The 17,503-nt window shown below is 58.7% G+C and carries 14 protein-coding genes; 2 read left to right on the top strand and 12 right to left on the bottom strand.

All coding sequences use genetic code 11. The features are described from left to right. The first annotated feature begins 20 nt into the window (after nt 1-20). Nucleotides 21-986 carry a hypothetical protein gene (locus B723_RS07940; RefSeq protein ID WP_017336219.1) on the top strand — a complete coding sequence of 322 codons (966 nt, stop codon included), beginning with the start codon at nt 21-23 and terminating at the stop codon, nt 984-986. A 12-nt stretch (nt 987-998) separates the two neighbouring features. Here B723_RS07940 and B723_RS07935 read toward each other — a convergent pair whose 3' ends face one another. The 5 genes from B723_RS07935 to msbA all read right to left on the bottom strand — a co-directional run bounded on the left by B723_RS07935 (nt 999) and on the right by msbA (nt 7,066). After that, nucleotides 999-1,805 carry a hypothetical protein gene (locus B723_RS07935; RefSeq protein ID WP_017336218.1) on the bottom strand — a complete coding sequence of 269 codons (807 nt, stop codon included), beginning with the start codon at nt 1,803-1,805 and terminating at the stop codon, nt 999-1,001. Nucleotides 1,806-1,856: 51 nt separating this feature from the next. After that, a complete protein-coding gene (locus B723_RS07930; protein WP_031318311.1) occupies nt 1,857-2,561 on the bottom strand; it encodes a hypothetical protein in 705 nt (234 codons plus the stop codon). A gap of 2 nt (nt 2,562-2,563) precedes the next feature. Continuing rightward, complete coding sequence (locus tag B723_RS07925; RefSeq protein ID WP_017336216.1) at nt 2,564-3,538, bottom strand: glycosyltransferase; 975 nt, start codon at nt 3,536-3,538, stop codon at nt 2,564-2,566. Nucleotides 3,539-3,665: 127 nt separating this feature from the next. Further along, nucleotides 3,666-5,087, bottom strand: a complete 1,422-nt coding sequence (hldE, locus tag B723_RS07920; protein WP_017336215.1) for a bifunctional D-glycero-beta-D-manno-heptose-7-phosphate kinase/D-glycero-beta-D-manno-heptose 1-phosphate adenylyltransferase HldE — start codon at nt 5,085-5,087, stop codon at nt 3,666-3,668. 176 nt (nt 5,088-5,263) lie between these two features. Then, entirely contained in the window at nt 5,264-7,066 is a 1,803-nt protein-coding gene (gene msbA, locus B723_RS07915; RefSeq protein WP_017336214.1) for a lipid A export permease/ATP-binding protein MsbA, read from the bottom strand. Between the two features lie 154 nt (nt 7,067-7,220). On the opposite strand from msbA, the gene B723_RS07910 reads away from it, so the two are divergent. After that, a complete protein-coding gene (locus B723_RS07910; protein WP_017336213.1) occupies nt 7,221-9,083 on the top strand; it encodes a bifunctional O-antigen ligase/aminoglycoside phosphotransferase family protein in 1,863 nt (620 codons plus the stop codon). 94 nt (nt 9,084-9,177) lie between these two features. Here the strand turns inward: B723_RS07910 and B723_RS07905 are convergent, their stop codons facing one another. Genes B723_RS07905 through B723_RS07875 form a run of 7 tightly spaced genes read right to left on the bottom strand, consistent with a single transcriptional unit; the run spans nt 9,178 to nt 17,357 of the window. Continuing rightward, complete coding sequence (locus B723_RS07905; RefSeq protein ID WP_017336212.1) at nt 9,178-10,062, bottom strand: glycosyltransferase; 885 nt, start codon at nt 10,060-10,062, stop codon at nt 9,178-9,180. Next, complete coding sequence (locus B723_RS07900; protein WP_017336211.1) at nt 10,059-11,213, bottom strand: glycosyltransferase family 4 protein; 1,155 nt, start codon at nt 11,211-11,213, stop codon at nt 10,059-10,061. The genes B723_RS07905 and B723_RS07900 overlap by 4 nt, the downstream gene beginning before the upstream one ends. After that, nucleotides 11,210-12,094 carry a DUF6625 family protein gene (locus tag B723_RS07895; RefSeq protein ID WP_017336210.1) on the bottom strand — a complete coding sequence of 295 codons (885 nt, stop codon included), beginning with the start codon at nt 12,092-12,094 and terminating at the stop codon, nt 11,210-11,212. Before B723_RS07895 ends, B723_RS07900 begins: the two co-directional genes overlap by 4 nt. A 53-nt stretch (nt 12,095-12,147) precedes the next feature. Further along, a complete protein-coding gene (locus B723_RS07890) occupies nt 12,148-13,581 on the bottom strand; it encodes a PIG-L family deacetylase (RefSeq protein WP_017336209.1) in 1,434 nt (477 codons plus the stop codon). A gap of 8 nt (nt 13,582-13,589) precedes the next feature. Next, nucleotides 13,590-14,486 carry an antimicrobial resistance protein Mig-14 gene (locus B723_RS07885; protein WP_017336208.1) on the bottom strand — a complete coding sequence of 299 codons (897 nt, stop codon included), beginning with the start codon at nt 14,484-14,486 and terminating at the stop codon, nt 13,590-13,592. Further along, complete coding sequence (locus B723_RS07880; RefSeq protein ID WP_017336207.1) at nt 14,486-15,616, bottom strand: glycosyltransferase; 1,131 nt, start codon at nt 15,614-15,616, stop codon at nt 14,486-14,488. Before B723_RS07880 ends, B723_RS07885 begins: the two co-directional genes overlap by 1 nt. Beyond that, nucleotides 15,600-17,357: a carbamoyltransferase family protein gene (locus tag B723_RS07875; protein ID WP_017336206.1), complete on the bottom strand. Its 1,758-nt coding sequence runs from the start codon at nt 17,355-17,357 to the stop codon at nt 15,600-15,602. Before B723_RS07875 ends, B723_RS07880 begins: the two co-directional genes overlap by 17 nt. Between the last annotated feature and the right edge of the window lie 146 nt (nt 17,358-17,503).

Below are 17,503 nucleotides of genomic sequence, written 5' to 3'. Positions count from 1 at the left end.
GCCTTAAAGCAGGAGCCGACATGCCGCGTACGCTCATTAGAAAGAATCCGAGCAACTTCAAGACCCTGCCGTTATTCGTCGAAGCGACTCCCGAAGGCTTGAACTACCAGAGCGTCGGGATGCCGCTCAATTTTTCCCAGACCCTGCAGCGTCGCCGCCCGGTGACGGTGGCTGACAACGAGCGGTTCGCGCTGGAGCTGGCCAACCTCGGGGTCTCGGTGCGCCTGACCCTGCATTGGCAGAATCGCGATTACTGGGTGCTGGTACGCCAGCGTCGGCAGGATCGTGGCGACGTGGTGCTCAAACTGATCTCCGGTTACGTACCGGCCCACGAGCTGAACCTGCCCCTGCACACGGCGATTCAGGAGATAGCCGAAGAGTGCCTGCTGGAAACTCCGGAAGGCTGGCTCGGTGGACGTTTCAACGACACCTGGCTGCCAGCGCCCTACTCGTCTGCGCTGCACTATCGCGAGGCCTTGCCCTTTCGCCTCACCCCGTTTTCCGGCTCGGCGCGGCCGGTGCGTTGCGCCAACATGCAACTGATCGAGCGTCCGCGGGCTTACGTGCACCTGCCGACAGCGTCGCTGCAATTGATCTATGACTTGCGCCTGGATGTGCCCAGGGAAGCCAAGTCCCTGAGCCTGTTTCATGTCGACGAACGACTGGAAGGCGACCAACTGGTGGCCCGCCTGGATCGCAAACGTCCGGATCTGTACTTGATGCCTCTGGAAGATGGCGTCCCGCGCCCCGAGTTGTACACGCTCAAGCGCGACAAACTTATACCCGCCAGCACCCGTGGACTGTATCTGGCGGAGAGCTTTGCCATCCAGGAAGGCTGGACAGTGCGCGAGGAGCGTATTCGCTGGAAGGACTGGGTTGCACAACAAGGGCTGGAAGCACCCAAAGCCCCGCGACGGGGACTGAAGAAACTGAGCGTCAAGGCCTTGCGCCTGGTGCGGTTGGTACAGGGAAGCTTGCGCAAATAAATCAGGTTCGATCTAACCGGCTCGTTGTTTGTCCATGAAGGTGCGTAACCGCGCAAAAAAATGGAAATAGCGATTCTCGCGCTTGCCCATGCCGCGCTTGGGAGAGAACGATTCTTCGGCAAAGGCGCCGTTGATACGAACACGCGACGCCTGGGTCTCCAGGGTGCAGATCTTCGCCCCTGCCTGTTGCAGTGCAAATTTGAGCAGCCGCTCGGAGTGCAACTTCCTTCCCGTCACTTTACTGAAATCAAACATGCGCTCGATCCTTTTGCCGTACGCGACGTAGGTGTCGCGACCACAAATGGCAAAACGATCATTCAGCCCGCCCCACCACTGCCAGTCGGGAATGTAGGTATTACGTCGCCGGGCTTCTGCGTGCTTGAACACATAAGCGGGAAGCGGTGTATGAAAGAAAATGTCCGGCCGCACGTAGACGACGAAATCAGGATTGAAAGATTCCATCATGGTCGCAACGGTGTGCAGCGAATTGAGTTGATAGATCAGGTTTCTGAGTGAGGCGTAGTCATCTGCCCAGGTATCGCCCAGCGCTTTCACTTGTTCAAAGTTCCAGCGCTCCAGCACACCCTCGGTCGAGGTCAGTTGCCCGGTCATGGTTTCGAAGGGCTCGTAGTTGTCAGCCTTCAGCTCACCTTGCTCGCCCGAACGGGAGTTCTGCACTTCGTCGATCTTGTACAGGTGATAAAAGCATTTTACGTTGCTGTCGGAAGGAAGCAGCGCCAGAACGTTTTCTTGAATGGAAGGAAAGCAGATCTGCGAATTTCTCGGGATACCAAAAAAAGCCACCGCAATATTCAACACTACAGCACCCCTTGAAAAATAATCAGGCCCCTGTGGGCAACCGGCGACAAATCATCCGCGATCAAACAGCTTCTGCCACCAACGTCGACGCCGCAGAGGTATCACGATAACGTCTGAGTTTTTCAGCCAGTCACGCTCATAATCCCATGCATGCCCGCCCCAGCGTTTACCCGCCTCGTCGGAAAAACCTAACGTCATGAGCTGATAGTCATACCCTGCCTGCCCGCGCAGCCAGTCGAACAGCACCAGCGCATTGAAACCGGTGGTGGGTCCGACATAGCGTTTACCGCCCGGGCGATCGACCGGGTAGTTCCACAATGCCGGCAACGGGATACGCTCCCAATAGAGCGCCACCTGTGGCAAGGGACACATGGCCCCGGTGCAACCGACTAGCATCGTGAAACACCGCGCGTCGGCCTGCCGGAAAAGCCGCTGCACTTCAGGCCCGTAAGGAAGACCAAAAAAATAGGCGTCCGGCGAATTGAAACCATGAACGAAGAGATTAACGCTTTGTGGGGAAAGCAGCGGCGCCAGGACACACTTGTTGAAGCTGACGACGACATCGTCGGCGCCGATGTTCAGCGCCTGGAAATCGTCCCGGGTAATCGCTGGATTGTTGGCAACCAGCAGAACCCGCGGCGCCCTGCGCAGACACTCCTTCAGTTCCTGCGGCAGCCCGCCCGGAACAGACTGATGACCACCGGGCAATGCGTCCAGCGCCATTGGCTCATCGGCTTGGGACGGAGGATTTTCCATGGTTACTCTGGAACCTGCATACCGTAACGCAGCTTTACCCACAGGCGAGTCAACAATGAAGGTGGCTGCCAAGGACGCATTTCACGCTGAATCTCGGCAGCGAGCGTGCGCCCCACCCGAGCAAAGGAATACTGGCTCTCGGCGAATGCCTGCCCGTTACTGGCGATACGAGCCGTCAGCAACGGGTCGCTCTGCAGCAGCTGGAGTTTTTCCACGGCCTCATCTTCAGAGCGATAGAAAACCGTGTTGTGCATGTCCTGGAAACCCAGCAATTGGTCTTCTTCGCCCTGACTCCAGGCCAGCAATACACAGCCACACGCCATTGCTTCAAAGTTCTTGATCATGAATTCATTCATGCCGATATCGGCACTCACGAAAATCTTGATGCGATTGAGCATTTCCAGATACTCAGCGCCCGATTTGGTGCGGCCCACCAACATGCCGGTACGCCGGGAAAGGGACTCCAGAAGCGCTCTGCGCTGCGCGTATTCAGTACTTTTCAGACTGCCCAGAAAAGCCACCGGGATGTCCCGGACACTGTTGGTGTTGTGCAGCATTTGTTCGTCATATCCCTTCGAAACGAACACTGCATCAATGTTTTCAGCTTGCATCCGACGCGCTACGACAGCGCCGGAAACCAGCGCGCGAGAGCTGGGCAAACGACTGTAAAGACGCGAGTAAACCCGAAGGTATTTACTCGCGGGCATGTAATTCTGATAAGCGTCATGTTCGAGAAACACCAGGCCCGGAATACATTTCAGGACCCTTAGTTGCGGGACGAGGCGCTTGACCCTGGAAAAAATCACGATCCGGTCGAATGTCTGGTAGTTGACTGTCGCGAGAAACGAACCAAGTTTCAGCTGCTGCTTTTTGCTCAGGCGATAGACAACACACTCGTCGCAGTTCTGCTGCACGATTTCATACAGTCGATCCAGAATGACGCGCTGCTCGTCCATTACCAGGAGCATCACTTTCATAAATCTTTTACCACAAGACAAAAGCGGGTAAGAGCATTGGGTTAATTCCGGCCAACATCGTCTGGGACGGTTATATCCTCACGATAAAACCCGTTCACACACTGTGTGAAACGGAGTCTAGATCTCATCAATGACTTCGAATCTTCTCGACAATCGCTGTCGTCGAGCTGTTTTCCACCAATCCCAGCACCTTCACAGTACCACCGTAGGCCGTCACGATGTCGGCACCGACCACTTGATCGATCCCGTAATCGCCCCCCTTCACCAGCACGTCCGGCTTGACCTCGCGCAGCAGGTTTTCAGGAGTGCCTTCAGGGAAGCTGATCACCCAATCCACCGCGCCCAGCCCCGCCAGCACAGCCATGCGACGGTCGACGCTGTTGATCGGACGTCCCGGCCCTTTCAAACGGCTTACCGATGCATCGTCGTTGACCGCAACGATCAAGCGATCCCCTTGGGCCCGTGCCTGTTCGAGGTAGGTCACATGACCGGCATGCAGGATGTCGAAACAACCGTTAGTGAAGACGATTTTCTCTTTGTGCGCACGCGCATCGTCTACCGCCAGCAGTAACTGCTCCAGACCCAATACACCGCGCTCGGAACCTTCCTCACGCTGGATGGCACGCCGCAGCTCCGGAGCGCTGATGGCCGCCGTACCGAGCTTGCCGACCACGATGCCCGCCGCCAGGTTGGCCAACGCCACTGCGTGGGGCAATTCCTCGCCAGCGGCGATCGCGGCCGCCAGGGTGGAAATCACCGTGTCGCCGGCACCGGTCACGTCGAACACTTCCCGCGCGCGCGCGGGCAAGTGCAACGCGGGATGATCCGGGCGCAGCAAGGTCATGCCGTGTTCGCCACGAGTCACCAGCAACGCGCCAAGGTCCAGGTCGTGCATCAGTTGCGCGCCCTTGCTCACCAGTTCGTGCTCATCGGCGCAACCGCCGACGATCGTTTCGAATTCGCTGAGGTTCGGGGTAATCAGGCTCGCCCCCCGGTAGATCGAGAAATCCTTGCCCTTGGGATCGGCCAGCACCGGAATGCCACGGGCACGGGCGGCCTGGATCAGTACCTGATGATTTTTCAGCGCGCCTTTGCCGTAGTCGGACAGCACCAGCACCTTGATGCCTTCAAGCAACTCGTCAACTTGCTCGCCCAGCGCCAGGGCGTCGGTGGCAAAGGGTTCTTCGAAGTCGATACGCAGCAACTGCTGGTGTCGACTCATAACCCGCAACTTGACGATGGTCGGCTGGTGCGCAATACGCTGGAACAATGCGCGCACACCAGCACCCTTGAGGCTGTTGGCCAGGCTGTCGGCAGCTTCGTCGTCGCCGGTCACACCGACCAGCGAGGCCGGTGCGCCAAGCGCGGCAATGTTCAGGGCAACGTTAGCGGCACCGCCCGGGCGGTCCTCGATTTGCTCGACCTTGACCACCGGTACCGGCGCCTCAGGGGAAATCCGTGAGGTACCACCATGCCAATAACGGTCGAGCATGACATCGCCGACCACCAAGACAGGGGCTTGATCGAATCGCGGCATGGACAACTTCATGGAGCATCCCACATACAAAATGAACAAGGGCGGGATATTAGCACAGGGTTGACGCAGGGCTTGCGCATGGCATGAACGAGGGTGCCAAAAGCAAAAAAATCGCAGCCTGTAAACGTTCTAAAACGACAGACTGCGACTCTTTTCAGTCGTTCACGACGAACGAACGTCGACAGGAATCAGGCGATATCTTCAGCCGGGGCATCAAGCCCCATGGCATTCAGGCGGGCGTAATAACCATTTTGCGCCAACAGTTCGGCGTGCGTGCCGCGCTCGACGATCCGGCCCTGATCCATGACCAGGATCAGGTCGGCTTTTTCGATGGTCGACAGACGGTGAGCAATCACCAGGGTCGTGCGGCCTTTCATCACTTGATCCAGGGCCGCCTGGATATGCCGTTCCGATTCGGTGTCCAGTGCCGAGGTGGCTTCGTCGAGAATCAGCAAAGGCGCGTTCTTCAACAGGGCCCGGGCAATCGCCAGACGCTGGCGCTGGCCACCGGAAAGCAATACGCCGTTCTCGCCGACCTGAGTGTCCAGGCCTTCGGGCAGTTGTGCGATGAAGTCCATCGCATAAGCGTCTTTCGCCGCTTTTACGATGTCTTCACGGGGCGCACCGGCCAGATCGCCGTACGCGATGTTGTTGGCCACGGTATCGCTGAACAACGTCACGTGCTGGGTGACCTGGGCGATGTGCTTGCGCAGGTTCAGCAGTTTGTACTGTTCCACCTCGACGCCATCGATCAGGATTTCGCCATTGTCGTGGTGATAGAAACGCGGAATCAGGTTGGCCAGGGTCGACTTGCCGCTGCCGGACCGCCCGACCAGCGCCACCATTTGCCCGGGCTCGACCGAGAAACTGATGTCGTCGAGTACCTGACGCTCGGTGCCAGGATAGGTGAAGCTCAGATGCCGCACATCCAGGCGTCCGGTCACCGCATCGCGTTCGACGGTACCGGTATCGACTTCCGGTTCAACGTCCAGTTGTTCGAAGATGCTTTCGGCGCCCGCCACGCCTTTTTGAATGGTCGAGCTGACTTCGGACAATTGACGGATCGGCTTGGGCAGCAGGCCCGCCAGGGTGATGTAGGCCACCATGTCACCGGCGGACGCATCGCCACGCAGAAAAAGGACCAGGAACATCAGCACGGCCATGGCGCTGTAGATCACCAACTGCAGCAGCGGCGTGTAGATAGCGCCGGTGCGGGTCATGCGCAATTGCTTGTCGGTGTTGCCCTGGCTGGCATTGAAGAAACGCTTCTGTTCGTAGACTTCGCCGCCGAAGCTGCGCACCACACGATAACCCTGGATGGTTTCCGACGCCACGTGCGTCACGTCGCCCATGGCCGCCTGGATCTTCTTGCTCTGCTTGCGGAATTTCTTGCTCGCGGTACGGACCATCAACGCGATCAGCGGCAGGATCGCGACCATGACCAGAGTCAGGCGCCAGTTCATGAACAGCAGCGAGGCAAACAGGAAGATCACCGTCATGCCTTCACGGATTACGACCTTGATCGCATCTGTGGCCGCCCCGGTGACCATGGTCACGTTAAAGGTGATACGGGAAATCAGGTGACCGGAGTTATGCTTGTCAAAGTATCGGTTGGGCAGGACCAGCAGGTTATTGAACAACTCAACCCGCAGGTCGTGGACCAGCCCGAGAGAAACCTTGGCCAGGAAGTAGTTGCCCAGATAAGATCCCAACCCCTGCCAGGCGGCGATCAAAATGATCAGCAACGGCACGGCTTGCAGCAGTTGCAGGTCGCGCAGGTAGGGGACACTGGGAAAGAGCACCGCTTCGGGATTGGACAGGCCATCGACGAAGTACTTGAGGATGTAGCCGAGCATTGGCTGCGTCGAAGCGAAAATCAGAAAACCGACGATGCTGATCAGGAACAGGCCGATGTACGGCCGGACATAACCGAGCAGACGGAAGTAGATTTTCAAGCTCGAGGGGCTTGCGGAGAGACTGGAGTCGGCCATATCACGCGAATGTCGATAAAAAGGACGCTGACTTTAGCACAGCTTCCCCAGGGTTCTGGCAATCCCATAAAGGCTGTTATTGTTAGTCGGCGCAAACAGTATCATATAGCCACCATCGGAATGGCCGATCAACTTCAGGATTGAATTTCTCAACATGCGACTCAGTGGTTTCAACAGTACGTCCAATCGAGTCTTCGATTTCATTTGCCTGTGGATACTTCCACTGGGCTATCTTTTACTTCTGTGTTCGCTGTTTTTCCTGCCGGACCGCAGTCTGCTTCACAAGCTCTACTATGGTTTGTTCAGCATTCCAGCGCTGATGGCGCTTTGCCTGCGACCACGCGAGCTCAAAGAGTTGCTGCGCGAGCCGATCTTCATTGCGATGCTGCTGTTCGCCGGGTGGGCGCTGTTGAGTCTGTGCTGGAGCCCGGGCGATGAAGGGTTTTCCGGCAAGTTCAAGCCACCGCTCCACACGCTGATGCTGTTCGTCGGGTGCTACCTGCTGGTGCGCTATCGCAACGATATCGTCCAGCCCCTGCTGTTCAGCGCCGCCATGGTCGGTCTGGTTGCGTCGGTCTACAACCTGTACGTGTTTGCCCACATCTATGAGCCGGGCCAACGCCTGATTGGTGGCGGCGCATTCGACAATCCATTGTTGAGCTCGCACTTGTTCGGCTTCTTCTGCGCCTATTGGCTGAGCCTGAGCATGACCTGCAAGCGCCCGCAGATACTCTGGTTGAGTGTCCCGGCAATGGTGATCATGTTCATTGCGGTGATCGCTACCGGCTCCCGGACACCGCTGGTGGCACTGACACTGGCGGCGTTGTGGCTGAGTTTCATCTGCTGGAATCGACGGTCAATCGTATTACTGGGCATCATGCTCGTCGGCGGAGCGTCGGTGATTGCATTTTTTTCGAACATGATTTTCGGACGAGGCGACTCCTACCGTTTCGAAATCTGGCAGATGGTCCTGCAAAAAATCGCCGAACACCCCTGGATCGGTCATGGCTACGACGCCAGCCTGAACGTCGATCCGGGCCTGGGCTACACGCTGGCAGAACCCCACAGCTTCGCTTTGGGGGTTCTTTACTACGTCGGTATTTTCGGCTTTATCCCATGGCTGTTCTTCCAGGCCTGGGGCCTGCTGAGCAGCTGGCGCCATCGCGTGCAACCGCTGTTCATCATCGCCTCCACCTGGCTGGTGTTCGGTATCGGTGCGGGCCTGACCGAAGGCGGCGGGATCATTTCACGCCCCAAGGAACACTGGTTCCTGTTGTGGATTCCTCTGGCACTGATCGCCGCGCTGAGTATCAACCAACGCGCTGGTCGCCTGCTGGCCGTTTCGATCAAGAGACTGACGCAACCGGCCCTGCAAGCGTTGACCACCCACGCACGGGTGATTGAAGAAGATGGCCTGGGGCCGAAGGTCCTGCGCTTGGCCGATGACAGCTTCCTCAAGTTGTTCCGACCTCGTCGCTGGTACACTTCGGGCAGTTTCAACGCCTACTCCGAACGCTTTGCCGTCAATAGCGAGCGACTGCGCAACATGGGATTCCCGACGCCGCAGATCCTCGACCTGTACCGCCTGGACGATGGCGGCAGTGCCGTGCACTACACCCCCCTGCCGGGAAATACCCTGCGCCAGGTCCTGCAAGCAATCACGGCTCCGGACGTGCGTCAGGCGCTGGTGGAACGCTTCGGCAAGTTCATGGCGCAGTTGCATGAGCAAGGGGTGTATTTCCGCTCCCTGCATCTGGGTAATGTGCTGGTGCTGGAGGACGGCGAGTTCGGTCTGATCGACGTGGCGGACCTGCGCATCTACCCTTCGTCACTGAGCCTGTCTTTGCGTCAGCGCAACCTGCGTCATATGCAGCGATACACCGTCGATCGACGCTGGTTGTTCGAGGATCATTTCCAGGCATTGCTGCAAGGGTATGCCGTGACAGCATCGAAATCTGCGGTGGACACCCTGCACAAACAAGTGCTGGCTGCGAGCTCACCCGCCCAGGTTCACTGATTAGCAACGCGCAACGAAAAAGAGCAGCCTCGGCTGCTCTTTTTGTTTGGCCAGTCCTGGCACACCGGACTGCGGCCCGGATTCAGCCAATGGCTCAATCCTTTTCCAGAGGCGAGAAATACAAGCGCCCCAGACCACGCCAGGTCTTCTTGTTCCACGCCTTGAACGGAATCTGCGCCAGCAGCTCACGCGCCAGTTTTCGGTCTCGATTGGCAGTCTTCAGGAACATCGAACTGAGAAACTTGTAGCGCACGTGATCGTACAGCGGGTGATCGCTGAACAAGGCATAGGTGCGCAGAATGTTGTCGATCATGAAACGGTGATTCTTGTAGGAATTGGTGGCGTGCTTGCGATAGCGCGCCATCAGCACGTTCAAACCATCAATGAAGTAGCCGGCATGGGTCACCTTCAGTTCGATCAGCAAATCTTCCAGGCGAATGTTCGGATCGAACCCGCCGACCTTGTCCAGCGCTTCGCGGCGGATCATCAGGGTCGGTGCCGGCGGATAGGGCTTGCGCTCGAGGAACATGTCATCGAAGTCCAGGCGGCGGAACGGCACATCGCGGCGCTGGCGCGACTCCGGGTACGCAATGCCGTCAGCGTCCATCAGCTCGATATTGCCGGCGCAGATGCCGACCTCGGGCTTGCCATCCATGTGCGCGACCTGCGTGGCGATGCGCTCGGGCAACATGATGTCATCGGAACCGAAGGGCACGATCAGACTGCCCTTTGCGCGCGCAATCGCACCGTTGAGGGTATTGGTCAGCCCCTGATTCTGCTGAACACGGAAATCAAAACCGTGTTGCGCCTGCAAGGCGTTGATCCGCTCGACACTGTCATCGCTGGAACCATCATCGACCACCAGCAGCTCGATGTTCGAATAGGTCTGGTTGAGGACGCTGAGAATGCTCTCCTCAATATAACGACCGTGGTTATACGACGCGATGATGACCGTGACGATGGGTTGTGCGTCGCTCATGATTGTTCCTTGCGGGCCTTGCTCAAGCCGGAGTCGATCAGGTTCAGGTATTCCTGGCGGAACACCTCGATATCGTGTTGTTCCTGGAGATAACGGTAGGCTTGTTCGCCCTTGGCCTTGAGCGCGTCATCCGGTAGCTCGAGGTAAGTATCCAGTGCCGCGACCAGACTCGGCACATCCTTCGGCGTAATCGCCAGACCGCCCGCGCCCTGAATCAACGGCAGCATCGCCGGTACGTTGGAGGCGATCACCGGAAGGTGACCGCTCATGCCTTCGAGCAATGCCAGCCCGAGACCTTCGGCCAGCGATGGCATGGTCCAGATGTCAAAGGCGCGAACGTACTGCAAGGCGTTTTCCTTGAAGCCCAGCAGGTGCGCACGTCCGCTCAGGCCCAGACGCTCGATCTCGGCGGCCAGGCGCGACTCTTCGCGGCCGGCACCGATGATCGCCAAATGAGTATTCGGGTATTTGTCCTTGAGTGCCGCAAACGCCTGCAACAGGTAAGTGTGCCCCTTGACCGGCACCAACCGGCCCAATGCGCCGATCAGTCGCACCGACGGATCAATCCCGAGCAGTTCACGGGCGCGCTCGCGGCTGTGTTGCAAGCCTTCGGCCTGTTCGATGTCGATCGCATTGGTAATGGCGTAGGTATTCTGGTCGGTGAAACCGCAGTCACAGTCCAGCAGGTACTGTTTGACCGCCGGCGATACACCGACAAATCGCCAGTGACGATCGATCAGACGCTGGGTCTGGCGACGTCGGTAGAATCGGTCGTACTCACCAAAGCCATGGGAGATGCCGATGCACAATGGCACTTTCAACCAGCGGTTGAGCGTCAGCATCATGTTGACCGGCTTGAAGCGGTTGCAGATCACCACATCGAATTTTTCTTTACGGCAAAACTGATACAGCCGCCACATGGCGCGCAGGCGCATGCCCTTGAGCGACTTGTCGGAAAACTCGAAATAAACGGAACGCGCGGCACGGCTCACGGCCTCGCCCGGCCCGGGCTTGCCGCGCAGAAACGCCGCGGTCACCTCATAGCGATCGCCCGGCAAAGCCTTGACGATCTGCTCTGCCAGGTCGGCAAAGTCATGGGCTTTGACATTGTAGTCAGGCTGCAACTGCAGAACCTTTGACCGTTGACTCATAACTCTCCCCGGTGAAAACCAGTCGCGTCGATGACCCAGGCGGGTTCAGCGGCGAGGCGCTTGATCTCCGCCGGATCGGGTTGAGGCAACCGTGGCCACTCGTTGCGTTTCCAGCAAACGAAATGGAAATACGGAAACCGGCGATCGCCATCGCGATCATTGGTCAGATGGCCGTCGCGCCAAAACCATTGGTGCGGGAAATTATCGGTCCCGTCATGCCACTTGATGCAACCACCGGGCGTACTGAATGCCTCGGTGAATTCACTGCGTCGACGCCACGGGTTGAACTTGCCCACCAACTTGAACAAGGGCTGGGGAAAATTCTTGCGCCAGAGAAAGATTCGACTGAATGCACCTTCGTCGATCGCATGATGTTTCTGATCGGTGAAACGCGCTTCCCAGTCCTTGATCTGCCTGAACAACTCACGCTTGCGGGGGGTGTTTCTGATCAGGCAAAGATGCCCGGCCACTCGCCGCTCGTGAGTGGAGTACAGGTCGTACGAAGCGAGACGATCTGCGGTGAAGTAGCTGCGCAAGTCGCCGTACACCAGATCAATGTCGCCGAAGGCCCAGAAATCATAGCCCTCCAGGCGGTCGGCATGAATCAGTCCGAACGCAGGCCTGATGTCGCACAGTTTGTAAGCCTGGGTCGGCGCAAAATCGATACCCAGCCGCTGGGACACCAATCCACAGTAATCGCTGAACATCATGCATTCGATGGTCACGTTGGGCGGCAGATTCTCGGGAACCCCGCAGTCGGTGAAGAACAGCCAGTCGATGTCCGGATTGCGACGGCAGCTCTCCAGAAAAAACGGCATCCAGAAGGGCCAGCTGCCGAAATAAGGCATCAGAAACAAAATACGCGGGCATGGATTAATCACGGATAACTCGCTGTCAATGCTGGGAACGCCACCATGCTAGGCAGAGTTCTGCTTCAGTTCTGCTTCACAGGTGTTTCGTCATGCTTCAGAAGCCAGAACAATTCCTGGCGCCTGACCGCCTTGCGAAAAAATTCATTTTCGCCATAAGGGGGCGGCACTCTACTGGCCAAAAGCCACTGTATCAACCGCCGCAGTCGCCGCTTGAAGGGCATGCGCGGCTGCAGGTCGTGCATCATTCCCAGCGCCATGGCTTTATCACGCTGAAGTTCCGGGGGAACCGGAAGGCAATAAGGCTGCATCGGCACCGACGAATCAAAGGCCGGCGGCAGCGCGATGCCATGACCGGCATCCCCCATGGGCCAGCGATCATTGTCATGCAAATGGTTGGCATAACCGAGCAACGTGGTCGGCTGCCACTCCAGACCTCGCAGTGCTTCAAGGATCGCTTGTTGGGCGCACAGGTGATCCGGGTGCGGATCGAGCGTGGGGTGCGGCAACACGATGACTTCAGGTCGTGCCCGCAACAGCAACTCGCGCAGGTCGGCCAACAGGTTGTTCCAGGTCGGCGCCCCATCGACATCGCCCGGCAGTGCAAAGGGGTTCAACTGGCGAAACAAGCGGGTGTCGTCCATCTCCGCTTCCCGTGAACCCACTGGCCGGGACGGTGCTGCCTGCATCGCAGCCAGCTGCAGGCAGAAATAGCCCAACTGCACGCAATGGGCTTCGGGCACTCCGGCCCAGCGTGGCACGGCGATGCTGTCCCAGGCCCGCAGCCGCCCCTTGAGCCGCGCTGCTTCGACCTTGTTCAGGCCGATCTGCTGATAGTGTTCCGCTTCGATTTCGCCGGCGGTGAGGGTGACGATCCAGGCTTCGTCGGCCTGACTGTACAAACCATAAGCCGCCAGCTCGGCGTCATCGGCGTGTGGCGCAATGACCATTACCCGCTGACGGCGGTAATCCGGTTGTTCGAACGCCCAGAGCACGGGCTCGCCCAGCACTCGGCAAAAACGTCCACGCAGACGCAACTCGCCTCGCGACAGCACTTGCGCCTGACCACTGAGGTTGAGGTAGCGCAGCCCGTTGGCGCCACGCTCGAAGGTTTGTCGATCGGGATTATCGCCACCCGACAATTCGACTGCCGGGTCGATAAAGCGTCCAAGCCAGGTGCTCTTGATCCGCAGGGCCAATACCAGCGTAGCGTCGTCCACCAGCATGACGCCGTCATCCAGGCGCAAACGCTCGCCGTCCAGGTGAATCTTGGGTTGCGGGGTGTAAGGCGGGAAGCTGTACGCGTAATCGTCCTTGGGCGAATAGAACAAATGATCGGCAAACCAGGCTTCATGAGCAATCCAGCCCAGCACCGCCAGCACCAGCGGCAGCCACCAGGCCACCAGCACGCCGATGACGATCAACAGCATCAAGGCGATCAGCAGGCCGATGCGTTTGTTGCGCCGGTGCCGCTTGAGCAATTGCTGTTTTCGACTCATGGGCTCGCTCATACGGTGAACACCGGCACAGGATTACACCAGCGGTCCTTGTATTCACGGTCGGCGCGACCGAAGGAAAAACGCAGCGGCTTGTCCAGCGCGCGTGCATGCTCCCAGGCGCTTTGGGTATTGAGAAAGCTCAAGACGCTGCCGGGGCTGAATTCACGGGTCTCGGGATCGACGCCACCGTTGATGTACTCGACGCTGATCCATTGCGGCGCTTCGACGCGGTACACCAGTTGAATCGCGATCGGCGCATCGTTCAGGAAAATCACCGAGCCGATCAGCAAGTCACGCAACAACTCGATCACCTCGGCCATGCGCTCGGCACCGGTCGCCGGAAACCCCCAGCGACGCTGGAACAGGTCGCAGTAAATCGCCGCCAGTTCGCCGCTGGAAAAGTCGCTGACCGGCCGCACCACACCGCCCGCTTCTTCCAGCAGACGCAATTCGCGGCGCTGGTTATAGCGAAATTTTTTCGACAGTTCTTCGGGCGTACGGGCCATGGCCAGTTGTTCTGCCTGCAGCCTGATGCCGCTGAAGCGGCCTTCATTCAGTGCGGACAAGTAACGCGCGCGATGGCGCAGGGGCGCTTGCGTATCAGCGGCGGCCGGCAGGATCAACTCAGCATTGCCGAGATCGAACAGGCCCTTTTTACCGTTGCGCTTGAGCACGTCCTTGGACAAGGCAAGGTCGCGACCCCAGGTTGGAATCGCCGCCTGGACTTCGCCATTGGGCGCCCAGGCCAGGTAACGCACCGGAATATCGGCCAACTGCGCCAGGCGCTCGACCACCAGCGGATGAGTGGCGACGCTGCCGCCATAACGGTGCCAGGCCTCGGCGTATGTCGAGGCATCGACCACCGCCCAGCCACGTTCGCGCCATCCTTGAAATCGGTTGAGCATCAACCCCTCGCCGCCAGTTCGGTGACGGCGGGCAAATGCCAGAAAGCATCGCGTACCGCGCGGTCGGAGAAGCGCTCGCGTAAACGGTCGAGCATCAACTCGGCACACTGGCGACGCTGCTGATCATCCATCGCAGCCAGGTGTTGCAGCCCTTGAGCCAAGTGCTCGGCGTCGCCCAGCGGGAATAGAATCCCGACGCCCTCGACCACTTCCTTCGCACCGCCGCATGCCGTCGCGAGCAACGGCACACCTGCGGCCATGGCTTCCAGCAGCACCATGCCGAACGGTTCGTGATCGGAGCTCAAGGCAAACACATCGAATGCACGAAAATAACGACGGGCTTCGGGCACCTGACCGAGGAACAGCACGCGGTCGCCGATCCCCAGTTCACGGGCCATGGCCTTGAGATCCTGTTCCAGCCGACCGATACCGAGAATCACCAGCTGGCTGTTAGCCGGCAAACCCGGTAACGCCGCAGCAAAACCGTGCAGCAACGTGGCTTGGTCCTTGTCCGGGTGCAGTCTGCCGACATTACCGATAATCCACGCATCCATGGACAGACCCAGGGTTTCCCGAGCTTCGCGAACCGACACGTGACTGCCTTGCAAGGCTTGCACGTTGATGCGGTTGTAGAGCGTCTGAATCCGTGCAGCCGGCCAATTCGGCAGGCAACTGCGTATGTCGTCGCGTACCGCATCGGAAACCCCGAGCAGACTCAAACGCTTGCGGAAAAAATTCACAAAGAGTTTGCGGGTGCCGCGTTTGTAGTCGTCAAACGCGTGATGCACGCCGATCACCGGCAACGACGTGCCAAGCAAGGCGATGTAGATCGGTTTGAAACGGTGAGCAATGCAGAAACTGAAATTGCGCGAAGCGGCGATCTTGCGCAGATCGCCGATGGCACCCAGCTTCAGGCCACGAATAGCCTTGGAGCTGTATTCCATGAACAGCACTTCATCGGAGGCGCAGGCCTCGGCGACTCGGGCATCGGCAACCCCGGTCAGAAACACCGTGGTCACTCGATAACCGGTCCCCGCGAACAGGCTGGCGTACTGCCGGGCGCAGTCCAGAAACGGACCGTCATAACCGTGGCAGAACTGCAGCACATGGCGTTCAGCCGAGCGTGTCATATGCGTCCGCGCCCTCTTTGACCACCAGAATGTCTTCCATGATCAGATACTGTAGGTCGGAACCGAAGAACATGTTCAGGGCATCCGTCGGCGAGCAGATCATCGGTTCGCCACGACGGTTGAGCGAGGTGTTCAGCGACACACCGTTGCCGGTCAGTACTTCCAGCGCCTTCATCATGTCGTAGTAGCGCGGGTTGTATTCGCGCTTGAGCACCTGGGCCCGGGACGTCCCGTCTTCATGGACGACTTCCGGCACGCGGGTCTTCCACTCTTCCGCCACTTCGAAGGTGAAGGTCATGAATGGCGCAGGGTGATCGATCTTGATCATCTGCGGTGCGACGGTGTCGAGCATCGACGGGCAGAAAGGCCTCCAGCGCTCGCGGAACTTGATCTGGTGGTTGATGCGGTCAGCCACGCCGGTCGCGCTCGGGCAACCGATGATCGAACGACCGCCCAAGGCACGCGGACCAAACTCCATACGCCCCTGGAACCAGGCGACCGGGTTGCCATCGACCATGATTTTGGCGATGTTTTCCGGCATGTTCTCGAGCTTGCGCCATACCGGCTTGCTCGGGTGTCGGGCACATGCGGCGAGCACGTCTTCGTTGCTGTACGACGGGCCGAGGTAGACGTGTTCCATCTTCTCGACCGGCACGCCACGGGCGTGAGACACATAAGCCGCCGCGCCGACCGCGGTGCCGGCGTCACCGGACGCAGGCTGCACGAACAGCTCCTTGACGTCGTCGCGGGCGATGATTTTCTGGTTCAGCTTCACGTTCAATGCACAGCCACCGGCGAAGGCCAGTTTGCCGGTTTCCTTGAGCACATCGCCCAGATAGTGGTCGATCATCTGCAGCGAGATCTTTTCGAACAGCGCTTGCATGCTCGCGGCGTAGTGGATGTACGGCTCGTCGGCGATGTCGCCTTCGCGCTTCGGACCCAGCCACTCGATCAGCTTCGGCGAGAAGTAGAACCCCTTGCCCTTCTCTTTATAGCGACGCAGGCCGATGACGTTGGCGTAGTCGGTGTTGATCACCAGCTCGCCGTTTTCGAACGAGGCCAGGCGCGAGAAATCGTACTTGCTGGCATCGCCATACGGCGCCATGCCCATGACCTTGAACTCGCCGTCGAGCATCTCGAAACCGAGGAACTCGGTGATCGCGCCGTACAGGCCGCCGAGGGAGTCCGGATCGAAGAATTCCTTGATCTTGTGGATCTTGCCGTTTTCGCCGTAACCGAAGAAGGTCGTGGCGTACTCGCCCTTGCCGTCGATCCCGAGGATCGCGGTTTTCTCTTTGAAACCCGAGCAGTGGTAAGCGCTGGAGGCGTGAGCCAGGTGGTGTTCGACCGGCTCGATCTTGATCTTCTTCGGATCGAAGCCCAGTTGCTCCAGGCACCAGACGATTTTGTTGCGGTAGCGCTTGTAGCGGCGATTGCCCATCAGGATCGCGTCAAGTGCGCGGTCCGGGGCGTACCAGTAACGCTTGGCGTAGTGCCAGCGTGCCTTGCCGAACAGGCTGATCGGCGCGAACGGAATGGCGACCACGTCAACGTCGGACGGCTTGATGCCGGCCTGCTCGAGGCAGAACTTCGCCGATTCGTAAGGCATGCGGTTCTTTGCATGTTTATCGCGCACAAAGCGCTCTTCTTCAGCCGCCGCGACCAGCTTGCCGTCGATGTACAACGCTGCGGAAGGATCATGGCTAAGGGCGCCGGACAGGCCAAGAATCGTCAATGCCACAGGGGTCTAGCCTCTTTAGTCTGCATGCAGGCGCAAGGCGCCTCAAAATGAATGTGCCCTCGCAAGAGGGCGAGAGACAGCTAAAGGGCGGGATTATAGCGTAAACATAGTAGGAATGACCCTACGGTTATCAGCGGCGCAATGAT

Origin of the sequence: Pseudomonas fluorescens NCIMB 11764, assembly GCF_000293885.2 — a bacterium.
Taxonomy (GTDB): Bacteria; Pseudomonadota; Gammaproteobacteria; order Pseudomonadales; family Pseudomonadaceae; genus Aquipseudomonas; species Aquipseudomonas fluorescens_B.
The sequence above is the reverse complement of the archived record's forward strand: the minus strand, read 5'-3'. Positions and strand labels throughout refer to the sequence as shown.